We start from the raw sequence: 20,062 nt of genomic DNA on the forward strand, positions 1-20,062 counted from the left end.
GCACCGGTAAAACCATGATCGCGACATCGGGATTGCCCGCATGAGATCCTCGTGAGTCAAGCACTCTCTCGAATCCACGTGGATTCCCGTTGGGAGAATGACAACGCGAAATGAGGAAAATTGAAATCTGACCTTGGATTATGGTGTCATCGATCGAGGTTGGCAGCAACAGGATTGCGTCCGTAGACTGTATCTCGGGGAACTCCAATATTGAGGCGCGCCGTCGCTCGACCTTGGCCTCGATCGTGGCGGCCTGTCGACATCGAGACGATGGTCGTTCACCGTCGCCCTTCGCGCCGGGCGAGGGATGCTCAGTGCAGGGCCAGCGCCGGATCGCGCGGCCAGGAGCCGCGCTCCTCGCGGGTCGCGACCGGCAGCGTCACCATGACAGCGGTGCCGACATCGACGGTCGAGCGGATGCGCAATGCGCCGCCGTGCAGCTCGGTCAGCGACTTGGCGATGGACAGGCCGAGGCCGGAGCCGCTGTGCGTCTTGGTGAACTGGGTCTGCACCTGCTCGAACGGCCGGCCGAGCGTCTTCATCGCCTGGGGCGGAATGCCGATGCCGGAGTCCTCGCAATAGACCACCAGCCGGTCGCCGCGCCGGCGCATGCGCAGGCCGACATGGCCGCCTTCCGGCGTGAACTTCACGGCGTTGGACAGGAGGTTGCGCATGATCTGCCGCATGGCGCGGCGGTCGGCATCGATCTCGGCCCCGACCGGCCATTTGGCATGGACGGTCAGGTGCTTGGCGTCGATGTCGTCCTTGGCGGCGCGCAGCACTTCGCCCAGCAGCCGGTCGAGCTGGAAGCGCTCGCGCCGCAGTTCGCGCTCGCCGGCCTCGATCTTCGACATTTCCAGGATGTCGTCGACGAATTCCAGGAGATAGCGGCCGCTTGCCTGGATGTCCTTGCAATAGTCGACATAGCGCGGCTGGTTCAGCGCGCCGAACGTGCCGTTGCCCATCAGCTCGGAGAAGCCGATGATGGCGTTGAGCGGCGTGCGCAGCTCGTGGCTCATGTTGGCGAGGAAGGCGGACTTGGCCCGGCTGCCGGCCTCGGCCCGCACCGTCTCCTCCGCATATTTCTCGGCGAGCTCGGCGAATTGCTGGGTCTGGTGCTCCAGCACCTGACGCGAGCGCTTGAGGTCGGCGATGGTCGCCTTGAGCTGGCGCTCGCGGTCGATCAGCATTTCCTGCTGCTTCTTCAGCGAGGTGATGTCCGTGCCGACCGAGACATAGCCACCGTCGCCGGTCTGGCGCTCGTTGATGGTCAGCCAGCGCCCGTCGGCGAGCTGGGCCTCGAAGGTGCGGCCGTCGTGCTCGCAGGGCATGTCGGCGGCGTGGCGCATGCGCACCACCGACTGGTAGCCGGCGGCCAGCAGGTCGCCGTAATGGGTCCCGGGTCGGACCAGCGTGTCCGGCAGCCGGTGCAGCTGCTGGAACTTGGAGTTGCAGATCACCAGGCGGTTGTCGGCATCCCACAGCACGAAGGCCTCGGACAGGGCGCCGATGGCGTCGCGGATGCGCTCGTCGGCCTGCCGGGCGTGCTCGGCGAAGCGCCGCTCTTCCGTCTCGTCGACGACGATGCCGATCAGGCGCCTGCCTCCGTCGGGACCGGCGACAAGCTCGCCGCGGGCACGCATGCAGATCCATTGGCCGTCGGCATGGCGCATGCGGAAGCGCTCGTCGACAGGCTGCGGCGTCGGCCTGGCGCGCATCTCCCGGGCGAAGGACTGGATGTCGCCGCCCGCCAGGTCGATCAGCGGCTCGATGTCGGCGTCGAGCAGGACGTCGTCGCGCGTCTCGAAGCCGAGCAGGGCGAACATCGAATCCGACCAGTAGATCCGCCCGTCCTCCAGGTCCCAGTCCCACAGCCCCGAGCGGCCGTGGGTCAGGGCGGTCTCGAGCCGAGCCCGGACCGCATTGTAGATGTCGTCGGCGCGCCGGGCGCGCGAGGCCTGCCAGTAATAGGCTGCGCCCAGGGCGAGGAGCGTGGCGCCGGTGATCGCCACGAACAGGATCATGAGCCCGGTCCGGCTCAGCCAGCGGGCGAGGACCTGGTCGAGGGGCCGGAGCGCGACGATCCGGAGCGCCTCGACGCTGCCGGCGGCGAGGACCACCTCGGTCCCCCCCGTCCAGCGCCGGCCGGTCGCGACCTGGCGATCGCTGCCGAGATCGGCAAGCGCCGCCGTCAGCAGTGCCGTGCTGGCGGGATTGCGCGGCGGCGTCGTCGCCAGGATCGTGCCGTCGTGGCCGGCAACCGCGAACACGGCGCCCGGGGCGGGCGCCGGCAGATGGTCGAGCACGGACTGCGCCTCGCCGGCGCCGGTCCGGGCGAGCTGTGCCCGGGCGAGGGCCACCGTCATGTCGAGATTGGCTGCCGTCGCGGCGATGGTGCGCTCGCGGGCATCGAGCGCCTGCAGGGTGCCGGCCACGGCGATGCTGGCGAGGAAGGCCAGGATCAGCACGGGCACCGCCTTCTGCATGACGGGTTCCAGGCTGAGAAGCCTGCTGTAAGAGGGGCAGGTCAACGTTTTCGCCAGTCCCCGGACATGTCGGGAATGCAGGGACGCGCTGGCAACGTTGGCACGTGCCATGGTCAACCCCTTGGATTGATATTGGATTTTGCTCGCCTACAGACTTGCGAACCGCTGGATCCATAAGAATCAACTGCGGCGTGATTTGTCCAGAGCGTCAATAGGCGAGGCAATGCTTTGACACCGCTTTGATCCCGCCGATTGGCGGGATTGCCGGACGTTTCCGGAGCGGTAGAGCCGAGGGGCGTCTAGATATGGGTTCGGTTTACCCTTCATTAACCATATCTAGCGGACTCCGGCCTCGTTGCGGAGCGCGGCACGTCGATCCATACGTAGTAATACGTATAGGCGGTGGCGACGGCAGCCCCTCTAGGCCAGCGCGCGCCCGACGATGTCGGAGACGTCGCGCGACAGCGACGGGGCTTCGGCCAGGCCGCGCAGGGCCGCGCCGGCATGCTCGCGCCGCACCGGCTCCAGCGAGCGCCAGCTCCTGAGCGCGCTGACCAGCCTGGCGGCGAGCTGCGGGTTCTTGCCGTCGATGTCGAGGACGACGGCCGCCAGGAAGCGGAATCCCTCGCCGTCGGCGCGGTTGAACTGGGTGGGATTGCCGCTGCAGAAAGCGCCGATCAGTGCCCGCACCCGGTTGGGGTTGCCGATCGAGAAGGCGGGGTGGCCCATCAACCGCTTGACCCGGTCGAGCGTCCCGGTGGTCGGGATCTGCGCCTGGACCATCAGCCATTTGTCGATCACCAGCGGGTCGTCGCGATAGCGCTCGTAGAAGCTTTGCAGCGCCGGCTCGGCCTCGGGCACGTCGGAGAGCGTCAGGATGGACAGCGCGGCGTGGCGATCGGTCATGTTGTCGGCCGCCGCGAACTGCCGCGCCACGGCGGCCAGGACCTCGGCGCGCCCGGAGCCGCAGGCAAGGTACAGCGCCGCATTGCGCAGGGCGCGCCGGCCTGCCCCGGCCGCGTCGGGCGAGTAGGGGCCGGCCCCCGCGAGCTCCTCGCGCAGCCGCATCAGCTGGCCGTGCAAGGCCCTGCCGATGGCTCCGCGCAGGGCCTGGCGGCCGGCGAAGATGGCGTCGGGGTCGACATTGACGCCGATCTCCCGGGCGATGTCGGTCTCGCTCGGCAGGGTGAGGGTGAGGGCGGCGAAGGCGGGATCGCGCCGCGCGTCGTCGAGGAAGGTGCCGATGGCGGCGACGAAGCGCGCATCGATGGGCAGGTCGGGCTTGCGGACAGCGCGCAGGATCAGGCCGGTCGCGTAGCTCTGCGCCGCCTGCCAGCGGTTGAACGGGTCGCTGTCGCGCTCGAACAGCGTCAGGAGGTCGGCCTCCTCCAGCTCGTGCACCAGCTTGACCGGGGCGGAGAATCCGCGCAGCAGCGAGGGCACCGGCCGCTCGCGCACGCCTTCGAACACATAGGTCCGCGACGGCTCGGTCAGCGCCACGATGCCGTCGAAGGGGCGCCCCGCCAGGCGCAGCGGCAGGTCGCCGCTCGCCCCCACCAGGCCGAGGCGGACCGGGATGACCATCGGTTCCTTGCTCGGCTGGCCCGGCGTCGGCGGGATCGTCTGCGCGAGCTCGAGCCGATAGGTCCGGGTCTTCGCATCCCACTGGCCGGTCGCCTTGACCTCGGGCGTGCCGGACTGGCGGTACCAGAGCATGAACTGCCCGAGGTCCCGTCCGCCGGTTTCGGCGAAGCAGGCGATGAAGTCCTCGATCGTCACCGCCTCGCCGTCGTGGCGCCGGAAGTAGAGATCCATGCCGGCCCGGAACGCGGCGTCGCCGATCAGGGCCTTGAGCATGCGCACCACCTCGGCGCCCTTCTCGTAGACGGTGGCGGTGTAGAAGTTGTTGATCTCGTTGTAGAGCTCGGGGCGCACCGGGTGGGCGAGGGGCCCGGCGTCCTCGGCGAACTGCTGGCTGCGCAGGTTGCGCACGTCGATGATGCGCTTGACCGCGCGCGAGCGCTGGTCGGACGAGAATTCCTGGTCGCGGAAGACGGTCAGGCCTTCCTTCAGGCAGAGCTGGAACCAGTCGCGGCAGGTGATGCGGTTGCCGGTCCAGTTGTGGAAATATTCATGGGCGATGATCGCCTCGATATTGGCATAGTCGAGGTCGGTCGCGGTCTCCGGCGAGGCCAGCACATATTTGTCGTTGAAGACGTTGAGGCCCTTGTTCTCCATCGCCCCCATGTTGAAGTCGGACACCGCCACGATCATGAAGACGTCGAGGTCGTATTCGCGGCCGAATGCCTCCTCGTCCCAGCGCATCGAGCGCTTGAGCGCGTCCATGGCATAGGCGCAGCGCCCCTCCTTGCCCGGCTCGACATGGATCTCCAGCCGCACCCGGCGGCCGGAGGCGGTGACGAACTCGTCCGCGACATGGGCGAGGTCGCCCGCCACCATGGCGAAGAGATAGGACGGCTTCGGGAACGGATCGTGCCAGACCGCATAGTGCCGTCCGCCCGGCAGGTCGCCCGCCTCGATCCGGTTGCCGTTGGCCAGCAGCACCGGCGCCTCGGCCTTGTCCGCCTCGATGCGGGTTGTATAGACCGCCAGCACGTCCGGGCGGTCGAGGAAATAGGTGATGCGGCGGAACCCCTCCGCCTCGCACTGGGTGCAGGTGCAGGAGGCGGTGCGATAGAGCCCCATCAGCTGGGTGTTGCTGGCCGGATCGAGCCGGGTCTCGATCGTCAGCACGAACGGGCGCTGCGGCGGCCGGTGCAGGGTGAAGCCGTCGGACGCGGCCGCGTAAGTCTCCGGCGCGGGCGCCGCCCCGTCGATCTCGGCCCGCACGAAGGTCAGCGCGTCGCCGTCGAGCTCGAGCGCCGCCCCGCTCCGGCCCTTCGGGTTGGGGCGGACGGCGAGCGTCGCCACCACGCGGGTGGCCGCGCCGTCGAGCGCGATGTCGAGATGCACCGTGTCGACGAGGTAGTCGGGCGGGCGGTAGTCGGCGAGGCGCACGGGGCGCACGATGTCGGAGCGCATGGATCGAACCGTTGATGTCATGAGCCACACTAGAGGCTGTCATGGCCCATGGATAGCGTCGAGACCGGGCGATCTTGGCCGAAGGGAGGGCGTGCGGGGAGCAGCCGGGCGGCGTCAGCCCGGCGCCGCGCTCCGTGCCGCGGCGAGGACCGCCCGGGAGAGCGCCGCCGCCCGGCCGCCGAGCCGGCCGGCGAGGCGGCCGTAGATCGTGAACGTCGCCGCCTGCCCGACGATGCCGAGCGCCATGGCGGTCAGCTGGTCGGCGTCCTGCGCCGGCAGGTCGCCGCGCGCGATCGCCGCCGCGAAGATGCGCTTCACCGCCTCGACGACATTGCGCCGCGGTTCGGCCGGGACCTCGGCGAGATGGGCGTGCTGGGTCAGCAGCAGCAGCGAGAACAGCGGCCGGTCGTCGTCGAACAGGGCGCAGAACAGGTCGACCACCGCGCCGGTGGTCTCGGCGATGGGCCGGCCCGCCTCGCCCGCGGCGTGGATCCGTGTCGCGAGGTCGGCATAGCCCGTCAGGAACAGGCTGCGCACCAGCGCCTCCTTGCCGGGGAAATGCCGGTAGAGCGCGCCCTCGGCGACGCCGACGGCCGCGGCGATGTCGCGGACCGAGGTGGCGTCGATGCCCTTCTCGGCGAAGAGGCGCAAGGCCTCCGCTTCGATCCGCGCCCTGGTTTTCGAGCCGTCGCGCATCAGGCTGGCACGAGCCGGTCGCGGATCAGCCGGTCGAGGCCGACATAGTCGGTCTTGCCCGTGCCCAGCACCGGCATGGCGTCGAGCACGATCACCTCGGCCGGCGACATCAGCTCCGGCGCGCGCCTGTCGCGCAGGCGCGCCACCACCTCGGCGCGCTCGGCGCCCTTGTGCGTGGTCACCAGCACCAGCCGCTCGCCCTTCCTGGCATCGGGCAGGGCGAGGATGGCGATCGGCTCCGGCCACAGGTCCCCCAGCATCTGCTCGGCCGCGGTCAGCGACACCATCTCGCCGGCGACCTTGGCGAAGCGCTTGGCCCGCCCCTTGATGGCGATGTAGCCGTCATTGTCGATCGCCACGATGTCGCCGGTGTCGTGCCAGCCGTCGGCCGGTGGCTCCAGCACGCCCGGCTTCTCCGCGCGGAGATAGCCGGCCATGACGTTCGGGCCGCGCACGAACAGCCGCCCGCCGTCGCTGATCCCGGGCACGGCCTCCAGCCGCGCCTCCATGCCCGGCAGGATCCGGCCGACCGTGCCGTTGCGGTTGAACATCGGCGTGTTGAGCGCCAGCACCGGCGAGGTCTCGGTGACGCCGTAGCCTTCGAGGATGCGCAGCCCGAACTTCTCGTTGAACAGCCGCCGCGTTTCCGGCTTCACCGCCTCGGCGCCTGATATGACGTAGCGCAGCGAGCGGAAATCATAGGGGTTGGCGCTCTTGGCATAGCCGGTCAGGAACGTGTCGGTGCCGAAGATGATGGTGGCGTTCACGCCGTAGATCAGCTCCGGGATGATCCGGTAGTGCAGCGGCGAGGGATAGAGGTAGCATTTGACGCCGCTGATCAGCGGCAGCACCAGGCCGCCGGTCATGCCGAAGGAATGGAACACCGGCAGCACGTTGAACAGCGTGTCCTCCGGCCCGAAATCGATGCGGGCGCCGGCCTGCGCGCAGTTCGACAGGATGTTGCGGTGGCTCAGGACCACGCCCTTCGGCGTGCCCTCGGAGCCGGAGGTGAACAGGATCGCCGCCGGCTCGTCGGGCGAGATCCGGACCGGCTGGCGCCCGGCCTTGAGGAAGCCCCTGATCTTGTCCCAGGAGCCGATCCCGGCGCGGACGTCCTCCAGCCAGATGATCCTGACCGCCTTCTCCAGCTCCTCGACCACGCCCGTCAGCCGGGCGCGCTCGACGAAGGCGCGCGAGGCGAGCACGGTGCCGACCTCCGCCGCCTTGCAGGCTGCCAGGAGGTTGGCGATGCCGGCGGTGTAGTTGAGCATGGCCGGGACGCGCCCGATCGCCTGCAGGGCGAAATAGGTCACGGCCACGCCCGTGGCGTTCGGCAGCAGCACGCCGACATGCTCGCCCCGCCGCGTCAGCCCGGAGAGCTTGCTGCCCAGCACCGCGATCGCGACCATGGCGCGCTTGTAGGTCAGCGTGCCGGTGAGCGGGTCCTCCAGGATCACCCGGTTGCGGCGATATCTGTCGCCGGTCGCCGCCAGGGCCTGGAACAGGCTGATATCGGTCGGCGTGGTGCGGAAGATCAGGTCCGACATCACGTCGTAGAGCGCCGCGCCGGCGGCCTGGCGCCGCTTCTTGCCGCGCAGGTCCGGATCGATGCTGAGCGTCGTCGGCGCGACGAACGTCACCTTGACCTTGGGGAACCATTGCCGGTGCACCTGGCGGCGCGACAGGCGGGAGAACGGCGTGCGCTCCAGCCCCTCGATGCGCACCGGCACGATCTCGGCCTGAGACTTGTCGGCGATCAGGCCGGCACCGTCATAGATCTTCATCAGGCTGCCGGTGACGGTGAGCCGCCCCTCGGGGAAGATCACCAGCGTCTCGCCGGCCTTGACCGCGTTGATCAGGCCGCGGGTCGCCATCGGCTTGGAGGGATCCAGCGGATAGGCCCGGGCGAGCTTCAGGAACGGCTTCACCCACCAGGCCTTGGCGATGGTGTGGTCGATGGCGAAGACCGGGTCCTTGTCGAGCAAGGCGAGCATCAGCCCGGCATCGAGGAAGCTGACATGGTTGATGGCGATGATCCGGTGCGGGGTCCGGGTCTCCAGGTGCTCGATACCCTTCACTTCCAGACGGAACAGCAGGCGGTAGATCATCAGGATCATGTCGCGCAGCGCATGCATCGGCAGGGTGCGGAAGAACACGAAGCCGGCGACGATGTTGAGGACGGCGAGGAGGCCGAGCAGGGACCAGGTGGGCAGGCCGGCCGCCTGCAGCCCCGCCAGCACGCCGGCGCCCGCGGTCATGAACAGCGCCGACATGACGTTGACGCCGGCGACGACGCGGGCACGGGCGTCCTTCTCGGCCCAGGCCTGGACGGCGGCGAACACCGGCACGATGAACAGGCCCGCGGCGATCGCCATCAGCGCCAGGTCGATGGTGAGGCGGACACCGGTGCCGGTGGCGAGGAAGGTCCAGAAGGTCAGGGCTTCGGCGCCGTGGCCGGCGTCGGTCGCGCGCCAGGCCACCCAGGCGATGTCGAGGCCGGCGAGGCCCATGAGGATGGCGCCGATCGGCGTCAGCACCAGGATGATGCGGCCGGCGACGAGCTGGGCCGCCAGCACCGAGCCGATGCCGATGCCGATGGAGAAGGCGGCGAGGAACAGGGTCGAGACCGTCTGGTCGCCGCCGATCACCTCCTTGGCCAGCGGCGGCACCAGGGACAGGGTGACGGCGCCGACCATCCAGAACCAGCTGACCGCGATCGAGCCGTTGAACAGCTTGGCGTCGACGAACAGGGCCCGGACGAGGTCCATGGTCGAGCGGCCGATATTCGGGTCGACCCTCAGCGTCGGCGCCGCCTCGCCGGTCGGGGGGATCAGGGCGGCGGAGGCCCAGGACACGACCGCGATCGCCAGCATCACGCCGGCGATCACCCAGCTGGCGGTGTTGGGCGGAGCGGCGCCGCCGCTGACCGTGTTGATCAGGCCGGCCAGGAAGGCCGGGGCGATGCCGCCGGCGATGATGCCGATCAGGATCGACAGGAAGGTGCCGGCCTCGATCAGCGCGTTGCCGGCCGGCAATTCCTCCAGCTTCAGGTGGTCGGGCAGGATGCCGTATTTGATCGGCCCGAACAGCGTCGCCATGATGCCGAGGCCGAGGATGCAGGCCATCAGCACGGGCACCGAATGCAGGGCAAAGCCGATCGCAGCCACGGCGATGAGCCCGATCTCGGCGAGCTTCACCCGCCGGGCCACCACCGCCTTGTCGTAGCGGTCGGCGAGCTGGCCGGCGAGGCCCGAGAGCAGAAGGCCGGGCAGCACCAGCATGGCCGTCGCCACGGTGGTCAGCACGGTGGCGGTGTGGATGTCGAGCGCGGCTGTGGTGCCGACGCCGAACAGGACCAGGATGATCAGCGACTGCTTGATGAAATTGTCGTTGAAGGCGCTGAAGAACTGACACCAGAACAGCGGCGCGAAACGGCGGGCCGTCATCAGCGAGGTGAGCATCGGATGGCTCCTGCGGCGCGAGGGCCGCTGCGACGATGGGCGTTCACGATGAAAGTGAACGATCACTCACTTAAAATGAACGGCGTCAAAGGTCAAGGGGATTTCGCCGCCGCCGGCCGGGCGCACCTGTCGGCAGCGGAGAATGCCGGCAATGAATGGACGAACTATCAAGGGGATGGGCCGGACAGGCGATTCTTCCAGGCTCGACATCCCCTGTTCCCCGCGAAACCCGGGAGCAGAGTGAGGGTCGACGCCGCGATCCGCCCGGTGTGCGCCTCAGCGCGGCAGGGGAGGGATCGCTTCGAACGGATCGAGGACCGAGCCGCCGAGCGCCCCGAAATGCTTGCCGTTGCGTGTCAGGATCGTGAGGCCGTGGTGCTGGGCCGTCGCGGCGATGGCCACGTCGGCGAAGCCGGGTGCCTGCCCCGCCGCTCTCGCCCTGTCCATGAGCCGGCCGGCGATGGTTGCGGCGGGCAGGTCGAAGGGCATGATCCGGTCGGCGTAGAGATGCTCGATCGTGTCCCACCACGCCTCCAGCGCTGCGGCCTTCCGGGTCGCGCCTTCACGTTGCGCCTTGGCGATGCCGTCCCTGACCTCGACGCACGTCACCACGGAGAGATAGAGGCCGGCCGAGGCGGCCTCGAGCCAGGCGACCAGCGCGTACGGCCGCTCTGTCCTCGCGGGGGCGACCGCCGAAATCACGTTGGTGTCGAGGAGATAGGTCAAAGCCCGGCGTCCCGTGGCGGCGTGCGCTCGCGCTCGGGGATGTCGCCGGGCTCCAGGGGCGAGGCAGCGAGAAGGCGGCCGAAGCTCGGAACATTCGACAGGCGCTGCCACGTCGCCCAGGAGATCACCACGGCCTGCTTGCGCCCGTGCCGAGTGATGGCGAATTCCTCGCCCTGCAATGTCTCGTTGACCAGGGTGGACAGGCTCGCTTTCGCGTCCTTCAGCTGGATCTCGCGCATGAGGCGGTTCCCTATATGACTACTATGGTCATATATAGAAGGCGTCTGGCTCATCGTCCATCGGCAACCGGTGTCGGGGGGATGGCGACGTCCTGGCGCACCGGCTCGGCATGCCCGATGATGCGGGCGATGCCCAGCCAGGCCGCGCCGATACGCCGCCTCGCCTTGGGGCGCAACGTCTGAGCCGCATCTGGGTGAGGTGTCGAGGGTGATACTGCTCAATCCGGACCACAAAGGCAACGAGGGCCATCGCCGGATCAGGACGTGGTGAGCTTCCAGCGAAGACGCACAGTCCTCACTCTGAGATGTCAGGCGGCGGCCATCTCGACATCCTGATCAGATCCGTCTCGCTCCAGTCGCCCATGATTCTTCAGCAAGGAATTGATCGTCATCTCGGAGACGCGGAAGTGTTCCGCCACTTCCTGCTGCCGTTCCCAGGAATAGTCGCCTTCCATCATCGCATCGACGGCCTCGAACGGGCTCAGCAGTTCGGCTGCAAAGGTTCGCTGTGCCTTTTGCCGGTAGGTATAGGCACGCGTCGCCGGATGAAGAGCATCTCCGGCCGTGATCAGCCTGTCGCCGATGAGTCTGGCAAGCTCGAAGCGACGTCCTGTCTCCCATTTCGAGCGCAACACGATACGGGAAGCCCCGGCATTCTTGTCCAGCGCAAACGACAGATTGAGTGCGCCTCGCTTCGTGCCCGAGAGCACGTCTTGTTCCGTTCCGGCCATCGCAGCGAGGCGGGAATCGGCGAGAGGCTCCGTTCCGAGCCCCTCCTGCTCGCGAACCGCGCGCGCGGCAGCGGAGCCTACCTGCCAGGCTGGCACGTCCTCCCCGCGTGGCAAAGGAAATCCCGATACGAGTCGGATCGCGTCTCGCGGCGAGGCATCGTACCCCTGCCCCTTTGCCAGGCTCACCAAATCCGCTGCGGTCACAACCGTCCCTGCGGCGGCCTGTGCCGTATAGGCCGCGACCTCGGCCACGGCCGCCTCGCCGAGTTGCCTGGCGTCGGCGACCAGTCCATCGATCGCGTGGTCTTCGACCGAGTCCGGATCGCGGCCGAGCAGGGCCTCGAGGCGCCGGCGCTTGGCCACTTCCGGATCCAGTCGTTCGGCCAGAATGTCGCGCCAGACCCGGTCGAGATTGGTTTCCCCGAGTTTCGCGTCACGCAGCCGGGCCAGGATCTGCGGAATGAAGGCATCCACGGCCGCTTCGAAGGCGCGCGAGGGCAGCACCACCGGCGGCGCGCCGGTGTAGCGGAACGGCTTGATGTCCTGTCGTGCCGATGCCCGCGACAGCAGAGCGGTCCTCACGCCGTCCGAGTAAATCGTGATGTCGGGCCAGACATAGCCTTCGCCGATGGAGGCCATGCGATGAGCAGAAGACCAGTCCGCGCTCGCCGATCGCGGTTCCCAGCACAAGCGCCACCAGTTCCAGGCGAACCATTCCGCGACATGAAAGCCCGAGACGAGCGGTCCGGGCCGATAGCCGCCGATGAAGCTGTCGAAACCTTCGGTCAGCGAGCCGTGAGCGGTGCGGATCGTGAAGAGGCCGAAGGCGGCCCGCTCCTCCGCGGCCCCCTCGTCCAGGCGTTCCGGCGCAAGCGCAATATCCAAGTCTACGGACAACGCCGCATCCACTCCTTCAACGCCACCGTTCGCATCATAGGGTCATTCTCGCCGAGCCGATAGCCGTGGCCGATAGCCGTGATAGTCGATCTCCCGCTCCGGTCGCGTCTCGGCCTCATAGACTTCGCCCGCCTCGTCCACCGCCCAGACATAGTTCGGCACGCCGCCGGGCGCGAAAATACTGAACATGGCGCGTTCGATGCCGGCGCGGAACAGGGATTGGGCCTCTTCGAGGAGCAATGGTCGAAGGTCGTCGCAAACGGATTTCGTCGGCCTCGGATTCTGCGATGGGACGAAGCCGTAGTCGCCCGGCCGGAGCTTGTGATTGGCGGACCCGACATAGCGCAACCGTTCAAGAAGGGTGCGCCTGGCGTCGGCATCCGAAAATTCGTCGGGGGCGATCCTGCGGTCGGGCCGATTGCCTTCGCGTTTCCTGATCGGCATGGCCTCATGCGCCCTCTGCCAGGGGACATCCGGGTTGCTTCATTGGACTGACCATTGCCGCCGTCTCGCGATGTCCCGAACTCGGTTCCACCAAGGGTCCGGCGGATCGACGATCTTGTACGCCAGAGGCGTGGCGAACGTCACGCCGCCTCATCGCACCGGCTCGGCATGCACGATGATGCGGGCGATGCCGGGCCAGGCGGCGCCGATGCGCCGCTCCACGGCGTCGACGCGGGCATGCACCTCTTCCACCGGCATCTCGGCCGGCGCCCGGCAATGGAAGGTGACGATCAGACCCCGCTGCGTCGCCCGCACGCGGACATTGTGCGCGTCGAGAAGCCCGCTCTGCGCGTCGGTCAGCGCCGCGACGATGGCCGTGAGCCGCTCGCGCGTGCCGGGATCGACGTCGCGCCCCTCGACATCCTCCGCTTCGAGCGGCTCGATATGGGTCTCCACCTCGGTCTCCGCGCCGAACTCCCGCCGGATCGCGGCCTCCAGGCCCGAGGCGATGGCATGCGCCTCGCCGAGCGGCATCCGATGCTCGACCTCCAGGTCGAGGCTGACCGACAGCCGGCCGCCCAGGCTCTGCACCGTGACATGGTGCACCGCGAGGCCCCGGTTGAGGGCGATCACCAGCACGCGCTCGCGCACCGTCTCGTCGTCGATGGCGATCGGGCTGGCCGTCACCCGCACCTCGGCTTCCGGCGTGGTCGCGACCACGGCGCCGGTGACGGCCTGCTTCAGCTCCATCACCTGGTCCAGCGGCATGGCGCGCGGCACCCGCAGCATCAGCTCGACGAACAGGGCCGCGCCGGCCCGGCGCACGCGCACCGAATCGACGGCGACGACGCCTTCGATGCCGCGCGCCGCGGCCGCCACCCGGTCGGCCACGCCTTCGGGCGCCGCGTCCATCAGCACGTCGATGGTGCGCTTGCCGAGCCGCCAGCCGGCAATGCACACGAACGCGGCGACTGCGAGCGCAGCCACGGCGTCGCCCTGGGGAAAGCCGAGCCAGACCAGGCCGAGGCCGGCGAGCACCACGATCGAGCTCCACATGTCGGACGCGAAATGCAGCGCGTCCGCCTCCAGCGCCTGGCTCCTGGTCGCCTCGGCGGTGCGCCGCAGGGCGCGGGCCCGCCAGAAGTCGATGGCGATGGAGCCGACCACCACGACGAAGGCATAGGGGCTCAGCACCACCGCGCCCTCGTGCCAGATCAGCCGCTTCACCGCTTCCTGGATCACCCAGGCGCTGGTGACGAACAGGAGCCCGGTCTCGACCAGGGCCGTGACGCTCTCCACCTTGCCGTGGCCGTAGTGATGGGTGTCGTCGGCCGGCACGTCCGAGAGCCTGACCGCGTAGAGCGTCATCACGGTCGAGACGAAATCGAGGAGGGAGTGCAGCGCCTCGGACAAGATGGCCAGGCTCCCGGTCATCAGGCCGACGGCGAACTTGGCAAGCGTCAGCAGGCCGCTGGCGCCGACGGAGATCAGCGCCACCCGCTGCTTGGCGTGCGAATGCCCGGTCATGCCGCGCCCTCCTGCCATCGCCGGACTAGCGGCGCCCGCTCCGCCGGTCAATCGGCGCACCGCTCCGCGTCGCCTCGCCCGATTGTCCCGTCGGATCGGCTGTCCTATGGTGGGGTTCGTCATGCAGCGTATCGACAGTGTCGGCGAAATCCTGGTCCGCGTCGCCCGCCCCGACGACGAGGCCGCCGTCGATCGGTTGCTGGCGGCTTCCTTCCCGCGCCTGTCGGCAAAGGCCTACGCGCCCACCGAGCTCGCCCGGGCGCTGCCCGTGATGACGAAGGCCAATCCCCGACTGCTCGCGTCGGGCAGCTACTTCGTGGCCGAGGCCCTCGACGGCCTGCTCGTCGGCGCCGGCGGCTGGACCCGCGAGCGGCCCGGCACGGGCGAGATCGAGGACGGACTCGCCCATGTCAGGCATTTCGCCGTCGACGCGGACTGGGGCGGCCGGGGCATCGGCCGCTCGCTCTTCGGTCGCTGCCGGGATACCGCCCGCGACAGCGGCATCGCCCGGTTCGAATGCTATGCCACCTTGAATGCGGAGCCCTTCTATGCCGCGCTCGGCTTCAGCTCCGTCAGGCGCCTGGAGATCATGCTGGCCGCCGCGACGCCGCTGCCGAGCGTCGTGATGACATTCAGTCTTTGACATCGGCCACTTTATCCGATGACGCGGGCCACGGGCCGCGCTATCTCTCGTGAACAATGCCGAACTCGAGCGTATGGGAGATGATGATGGCTTCGAAACTCGCACAATTGCGCGCCATGACCACGGTGGTCGCCGACACCGGCGACATCGATGCGATCCGCACCCTGAAGCCGATCGACTGCACCACCAACCCGACCCTGATTCTCAAGGCGGTGGAGATGCCGAGCCACGCTGACATCGTCGACGAGGCGATCGGCTGGGGCCGCAAGCAGTCGGGCAGCAGCGCGGCCGTGACCGCCGCGGTGGCCGACCGGCTCGCCGTCGCCTTCGGCTCGGAGCTCTCCAAGCTGGTGCCCGGCCGGGTCTCCACCGAGGTCGACGCCGACCTGTCCTTCAACACCAAGGCGACGCTGGACAAGGCGCGCTCGATCATCGCCGCCTATGCCGCCCGCGGCATCCCGCGCGAGAAGATCCTGATCAAGATCGCCTCCACCTGGGAGGGCATCCGGGCCGCCGAGGTGCTGCAGAAGGAAGGCGTCGACTGCAACCTGACGCTGCTGTTCTCGCTGGTCCAGGCCATGGCCTGCGCCGAGGTCGGCGTCCACCTGATCTCGCCCTTCGTCGGCCGCATCCTCGACTGGCACGTCAAGAACGAAGGCCGCAAGTTCGAGCCGGAGGAGGACCCGGGCGTCATCTCCGTGCGCGGCATCTATGCGGCCTACAAGTCGAAGGGCATCAAGACCATCGTCATGGGCGCCTCCTTCCGCTCCACCGGCGAGGTCGAGGCCCTGGCGGGCTGCGACAATCTCACCATCTCGCCGGCGCTGCTCACCGAGCTCGACAAGGACGAGGGCGCGCTGGTGCGCCGCCTGTCGCCGGACGATTACGGCACCGTGCCGGCCCTGCCGAAGACCGACGAGGTCTCTTTCCGCTGGGCGATGAACGAGGACCCCATGGCGACCGAGAAGCTCGCCGAGGGCATTCGCGGCTTCGCCAAGGACCTCGGCAAGCTGCGCACCCTGATCGCCCAGCGCCTGGAGGAGGCGGCCAAGGCCGCCTGAGGTGAGCCGGGCCTTCACCCGGGACGGCCAGGAAGGCGAGGGGGCGGAGGTCCTGCCCGATCGTCCGCTCAGCCCGCATCGCAACCTGGTCACCCGGCGCGGCCTCGGCCGGATCGAGGCGGCGCTGCAGGGCGCGCGCAGCGCCTTCGCCCAGGCCGAGCGTGCCGGTGAGCGCGGCGCCATGGGCCATGCCGCCCGCGACATCCGCTATTGGCAGGCGCGCCGCGCCGGCGCCGAGCTCGTCGAGCCCGGCCCGGACGACGGCGAGGTCCGCTTCGGCATGGCCGTCACGCTGCGCTATCCCGACGGCCGCAGCCGGCGCTGGCGCATCGTCGGCGAGGACGAGGCCGATGCGGGCGAGGGCCGCATCAGCCATGTCGCGCCCCTCGCCCGGGCGCTCTACGGCAAGGGCGTGGGCGACGCCGTGACGATCGGTGCCGGCGAGGCGGAGATCGAGGCGATCGACGCCGTGCCGGAAGCGCCTTGACCTACTTCGCCTTGGTGATCGCTTCGGCGAGGTCCTGGTACTGCTCGCAGCTCCTGTTGCCGCACAGCGTCTCGACCTTGGCGAGCTCGACCCTCGCGGCCTGCGGCTCGCCGATCGCCGCATAGCCCTCGCCGAGATATTCGTGGGTGTTCAGGCTGTTCGGGTCGATCGCCAGGGCCCGGTGGTAATAGGCGAAGCCGAGTTCCGTCTGCCCGAGCTTGCGGTGGCTGTAGCCGAGATAGGTGAACACGAGGGGATCGCGCGTCTTGTCGCCGACGGCCTCGAGCACGGGAATCGCGCGGGTGTAGTAACCTGCCAGCGCCAGCAGCCGGCCCTGCTTCAGCAGCTCCTCGTCCGGCAGCGCGCCGGACATCGCCTTGATGCAGCTCTTCCTCTTCGCGCTCCACACCTGCCCCTTGCGGCAGACCTTGGCCGGCCTCGCCGCCGTGGGCGCCTGCGCGCCGACCGAGGCCCGGGGAACCGGCGTATTGCTCGGCGTGTCGCCCCCGCCGCCGAAGGCGAGCGCCGGCGCCGCCGATGCGGTCATGGACAGGCCCAGCGCCAGCGCGCTAAGCGTGGCCGATGCTTTGTGAACTCGATGGGTCATGCAGGTCTCCTGGCTCGGCCCGGTGCGGACGCACCGGGACCTCGCGCCATGAACACGCCGCGTCCCGCCTTTATTCGTGAGCCGCATGAGCATCGGGGGTAACGAAGCCGTGAGAGCCGGCCTGGCGGCGCAGCTGGTGCCGCTCTGGCGCTACGGCCTCGTGCTGTCGGGCAGCCGCCAGGCCGCCGAGGACCTGGTGCAGGCCACCTGCGTCCGGGCGCTCGAGCGCTCCGGCCAGTTCACGCCCGGCACCCGGCTCGACCGCTGGCTCTTCGCCATCCTGCGCTCGATCTGGCTCAACGAGCTGCGCGCCCGGCGCATGCGCGAGGGCGCCGGGGTGGAGGATGCCGAGGCGGTGCTGAGCTTCGACGGCCGCGAGGCCATCGAAACGAATATTTTGGCCGCTCAGGTGTTGAGGGAGGTGTGGGCGTTGCCCGAGGCACAGCGCGAGACCGTCTATCTCGTCTATGTCGAGGGGCTGAGCTATGCCGAGGCCGCGCAGGCGCTCGACATTCCGGTCGGGACGGTGATGAGCCGTCTCGCTGCGGCGCGGGCACGGCTCGCTTCGCTCAAGGACGAGGCGGGGCCGAAACTGGGGGAGAACCATGGCACGGGATGAAACGGGTCCGCACGACGCCGGTCTCGTCGCCTATCTCGACGGCGCGCTGACGCCGCAGGAGCGTGCTGAGCTGGAGGGGCGCCTGGCGGACGACGGGACGCTGCGCGCCCGGCTCGACCTGCTGGCGCGCGGCGACCGGCCGTTCCGCGCGGCCTTCGACGCCGTTGCCGCCGCCGCGCCCCGCGCCCGCCTGGAGGCGATGCTGGCCGAGGCGCTCCAGCCCCAGGCGGCTCTGGCCCCGGCGGCGGCCATCCGGGCGACGCTCCGGCGCCCCTGGTTCGCCGTCCGGCCCGCGGCCCTGGCCGCCGGCCTCGCCCTGTTCGCGCTCGGGGTCGGCGCCGGCCGTTACGCCCCGGCCGAGTGGTGGCCGAGCTTCGGCACGGCCAGCGAGCAGGACAGCCCCGAGGCCTGGCGCAGCACGGCGGCCGATTATCTCGCCCTCACCACCTCCCAGACCCTGCTGGCCATGCCGCGCGACCAGGCGCTGATCCGCAGCGATCTCGCCGTGGTCGGCAAGAAGCTCGGCCTCGACCTCTCGCCCGACCGGGTGGAGCTGACCAAGCTCGCGCTGATGCGGGTCGACCTCTACCATTTCCGCAATGCGCCGCTGGTGCAGATCACCTATTTCGACCCGGAGAACGGCCCGGTCGCCCTCTGCATCCTCGGCCGCAAGCAGGCGCCGGAGGCCCCGGAATCCGAGCGCCGGAACGGCATGAACATCGCCTACTGGTCGAGCGGCGACCACGCCTTCATGCTGGTCGGCCGCGCCCCGGACGAGGTGCTCGCCCCGCTGGCGACGCAGCTCGCGCAGCGGCTGTCCTGAGGAGCGGGCGGGGTTCGACAGGTCGCTTGCGGTCCCGTCGTTGCGAACGCCCCTTCGGCACGATCCGAAGCCGCCCAACATTTCACCGTTTCCACGCCGCTGCTGCATAAATGTTCATCCTGGAACGGCTCCAGGGAGCGTTGACGCTCGATCGATAATTTGATCAGATGGTCAAAATTATAAGAGATCCGGAGGTCAGCATGTCTTCGCCCCCCGATATCGCAGCGGGCCGCCTCGCCGCGGACGACTATGCGCGCAACTTCTCCGACCTGCATCCGCCGCTGACGCGGCACGAGGCGCGCGTGGCGGCCGAGCGCTGCCTGTTCTGCTACGACGCGCCCTGCATCAAGGCCTGCCCGACCGGCATCGACATCCCGATGTTCATCCGGCAGATCATGACCGGCAACACGGTCGGCGCCGCCAAGACCATTCTCGACGCCAACATCATGGGCGGCATGTGCTCGCGCGTCTGCCCGACCGAGACGCTGTGCGAGGAAGCCTGCGTGCGCGAGGCCTCCGAGGGCCGCGCCGTCGAGATCGGCCAGCTGCAGCGCTATGCCACCGACGACCTCTTCGCCAAGGGGCGCCAGCTCTATCACCGCGGGCCCGCCACCGGCCGGCGCATCGCGGTGGTCGGCGCCGGGCCGGCAGGCCTCGCCTGCGCCCACCGGCTCGCCGCGCTCGGCCACGAGGTCGTGGTCTACGAGGCACGCGAGAAGGGCGGCGGCCTCAACGAATACGGCATCGCCGCCTACAAGAGCACCGAAGACTTCGCGCAGCGCGAGGTCGACTACATCACCGGCATCGGCGGCATCACCGTCGAATATGGCCAGCGCCTCGGGCGCGACATCACCCTGGCCGGCCTGCGGCAGGCCTTCGACGCCGTCTTCCTCGCCATCGGCCTCGGCGACACCAACGATCTCGGGCTTGAGGACGGCCTCGACGGCGTCGTCGACGCGGTCGACTACATTGCCGGCCTGCGCCAGGCCGCTGATCTCGCCGGCCTGCCGGTCGGCCGCAGCATCGTCGTCATCGGCGGCGGCATGACCGCCATCGACATCGCCTCGCAGACCCGGCGGCTCGGCGCCGAGAGCGTCACCATCGCCTATCGCCGCGGTGAGAAGCAGATGAACGCCTCGGACTATGAGCAGGAGCTCGCCCAGACCGACGGCGTGCTGATCCGCCACTGGCTGAAGCCGGCCCGGCTGGTCGGCGAGGCCGGCCGGCTGGTCGCCGTCGAGCTTGAATACACGCGCGAGGAGGGTGGGCGCCTCGTCGGCACCGGCGAGAGGCTGACCCTTCCCTGCGACCAGCTGTTCGCGGCCATCGGCCAGAGCCTGCTGCCGGCCGATATAGACGGCGTGCCGTTGACGATGGAGAAGGGCAGGATCAAGGTCGATGCCGAGCGCCGGACCTCCGTGCCCGGCATCTGGGCCGGCGGCGACTGCGTGGCCGGCGGCAAGGACCTCACGGTCGCCGCCGTCGAGGACGGCAAGCAGGCGGCGCTGTCGATCGACCGCGCCCTGAAGGCGGCGACGGCCGTCGCGGCCGCCTGAAAAGAGGGGAGGACGAC

At 69.2% G+C, this 20,062-nt stretch carries 16 protein-coding genes; 6 read left to right on the top strand and 10 right to left on the bottom strand.

The window, feature by feature from the left end; genetic code table 11:
- Positions 1 to 311 precede the first annotated feature (311 nt).
- The 9 genes from QO011_RS13740 to QO011_RS13780 form a co-directional block, all read right to left on the bottom strand.
- Positions 312 to 2,486, bottom strand: a complete 2,175-nt coding sequence (locus tag QO011_RS13740) for a sensor histidine kinase (RefSeq protein ID WP_307272737.1) — start codon at positions 2,484 to 2,486, stop codon at positions 312 to 314.
- Between the two features lie 420 nt (positions 2,487 to 2,906).
- Positions 2,907 to 5,528, bottom strand: coding sequence for an aminopeptidase N (pepN, locus tag QO011_RS13745; protein WP_307272740.1), 2,622 nt, complete (start codon positions 5,526 to 5,528; stop codon positions 2,907 to 2,909).
- 114 nt (positions 5,529 to 5,642) lie between these two features.
- A complete protein-coding gene (locus QO011_RS13750; RefSeq protein ID WP_307272741.1) occupies positions 5,643 to 6,224 on the bottom strand; it encodes a TetR/AcrR family transcriptional regulator in 582 nt (193 codons plus the stop codon).
- Positions 6,224 to 9,685, bottom strand: coding sequence for an acyl-[ACP]--phospholipid O-acyltransferase (locus QO011_RS13755; protein WP_307272742.1), 3,462 nt, complete (start codon positions 9,683 to 9,685; stop codon positions 6,224 to 6,226). The genes QO011_RS13750 and QO011_RS13755 overlap by 1 nt, the downstream gene beginning before the upstream one ends.
- 276 nt (positions 9,686 to 9,961) lie before the next feature.
- Positions 9,962 to 10,411, bottom strand: a complete 450-nt coding sequence (locus QO011_RS13760; RefSeq protein WP_307272743.1) for a type II toxin-antitoxin system VapC family toxin — start codon at positions 10,409 to 10,411, stop codon at positions 9,962 to 9,964.
- Positions 10,408 to 10,650: a type II toxin-antitoxin system Phd/YefM family antitoxin gene (locus QO011_RS13765; RefSeq protein ID WP_307272745.1), complete on the bottom strand. Its 243-nt coding sequence runs from the start codon at positions 10,648 to 10,650 to the stop codon at positions 10,408 to 10,410. Before QO011_RS13765 ends, QO011_RS13760 begins: the two co-directional genes overlap by 4 nt.
- A gap of 308 nt (positions 10,651 to 10,958) precedes the next feature.
- Complete coding sequence (locus tag QO011_RS13770; protein WP_307272747.1) at positions 10,959 to 12,278, bottom strand: M78 family metallopeptidase domain-containing protein; 1,320 nt, start codon at positions 12,276 to 12,278, stop codon at positions 10,959 to 10,961.
- Positions 12,279 to 12,320: 42 nt separating this feature from the next.
- The gene (locus QO011_RS13775; protein WP_307272750.1) at positions 12,321 to 12,467 is read right to left on the bottom strand and encodes a hypothetical protein; all 147 of its coding nucleotides are present in this window, start codon (positions 12,465 to 12,467) and stop codon (positions 12,321 to 12,323) included.
- 405 nt (positions 12,468 to 12,872) lie between these two features.
- Positions 12,873 to 14,249, bottom strand: coding sequence for a cation-efflux pump (locus tag QO011_RS13780; protein WP_307272753.1), 1,377 nt, complete (start codon positions 14,247 to 14,249; stop codon positions 12,873 to 12,875).
- 121 nt (positions 14,250 to 14,370) lie between these two features.
- Here QO011_RS13780 and QO011_RS13785 point away from each other — a divergent pair, with 121 nt between their 5' ends.
- The 3 genes from QO011_RS13785 to greA all read left to right on the top strand — a co-directional run bounded on the left by QO011_RS13785 (position 14,371) and on the right by greA (position 16,440).
- The gene (locus QO011_RS13785) at positions 14,371 to 14,892 is read left to right on the top strand and encodes a GNAT family N-acetyltransferase (protein WP_307272756.1); all 522 of its coding nucleotides are present in this window, start codon (positions 14,371 to 14,373) and stop codon (positions 14,890 to 14,892) included.
- 86 nt (positions 14,893 to 14,978) lie between these two features.
- Positions 14,979 to 15,953, top strand: coding sequence for a transaldolase (gene tal / locus QO011_RS13790; protein ID WP_307272758.1), 975 nt, complete (start codon positions 14,979 to 14,981; stop codon positions 15,951 to 15,953).
- A gap of 1 nt (position 15,954) precedes the next feature.
- On the top strand, positions 15,955 to 16,440 hold the full coding sequence (gene greA / locus QO011_RS13795) for a transcription elongation factor GreA (RefSeq protein WP_307272759.1): 486 nt from the start codon (positions 15,955 to 15,957) through the stop codon (positions 16,438 to 16,440).
- A gap of 1 nt (position 16,441) precedes the next feature.
- Here greA and QO011_RS13800 read toward each other — a convergent pair whose 3' ends face one another.
- Positions 16,442 to 17,047, bottom strand: a complete 606-nt coding sequence (locus QO011_RS13800; protein WP_307272762.1) for a tetratricopeptide repeat protein — start codon at positions 17,045 to 17,047, stop codon at positions 16,442 to 16,444.
- Between the two features lie 85 nt (positions 17,048 to 17,132).
- Between QO011_RS13800 and QO011_RS13805 the strand changes: the two genes are divergently transcribed.
- The 3 genes from QO011_RS13805 (at position 17,133) to QO011_RS13815 (ending at position 20,045) form a co-directional block, all read left to right on the top strand.
- Positions 17,133 to 17,666, top strand: a complete 534-nt coding sequence (locus QO011_RS13805) for an RNA polymerase sigma factor (RefSeq protein ID WP_307272764.1) — start codon at positions 17,133 to 17,135, stop codon at positions 17,664 to 17,666.
- Positions 17,653 to 18,489: an anti-sigma factor family protein gene (locus QO011_RS13810; protein ID WP_307272767.1), complete on the top strand. Its 837-nt coding sequence runs from the start codon at positions 17,653 to 17,655 to the stop codon at positions 18,487 to 18,489. The genes QO011_RS13805 and QO011_RS13810 overlap by 14 nt, the downstream gene beginning before the upstream one ends.
- Positions 18,490 to 18,689: 200 nt before the next feature.
- Complete coding sequence (locus QO011_RS13815) at positions 18,690 to 20,045, top strand: NAD(P)-dependent oxidoreductase (RefSeq protein ID WP_307272769.1); 1,356 nt, start codon at positions 18,690 to 18,692, stop codon at positions 20,043 to 20,045.
- The last annotated feature ends 17 nt before the right edge of the window (positions 20,046 to 20,062 follow it).

The sequence above is a fragment of the Labrys wisconsinensis genome, from assembly GCF_030814995.1.
GTDB classification, from domain to species: Bacteria; Pseudomonadota; Alphaproteobacteria; order Rhizobiales; family Labraceae; genus Labrys; species Labrys wisconsinensis.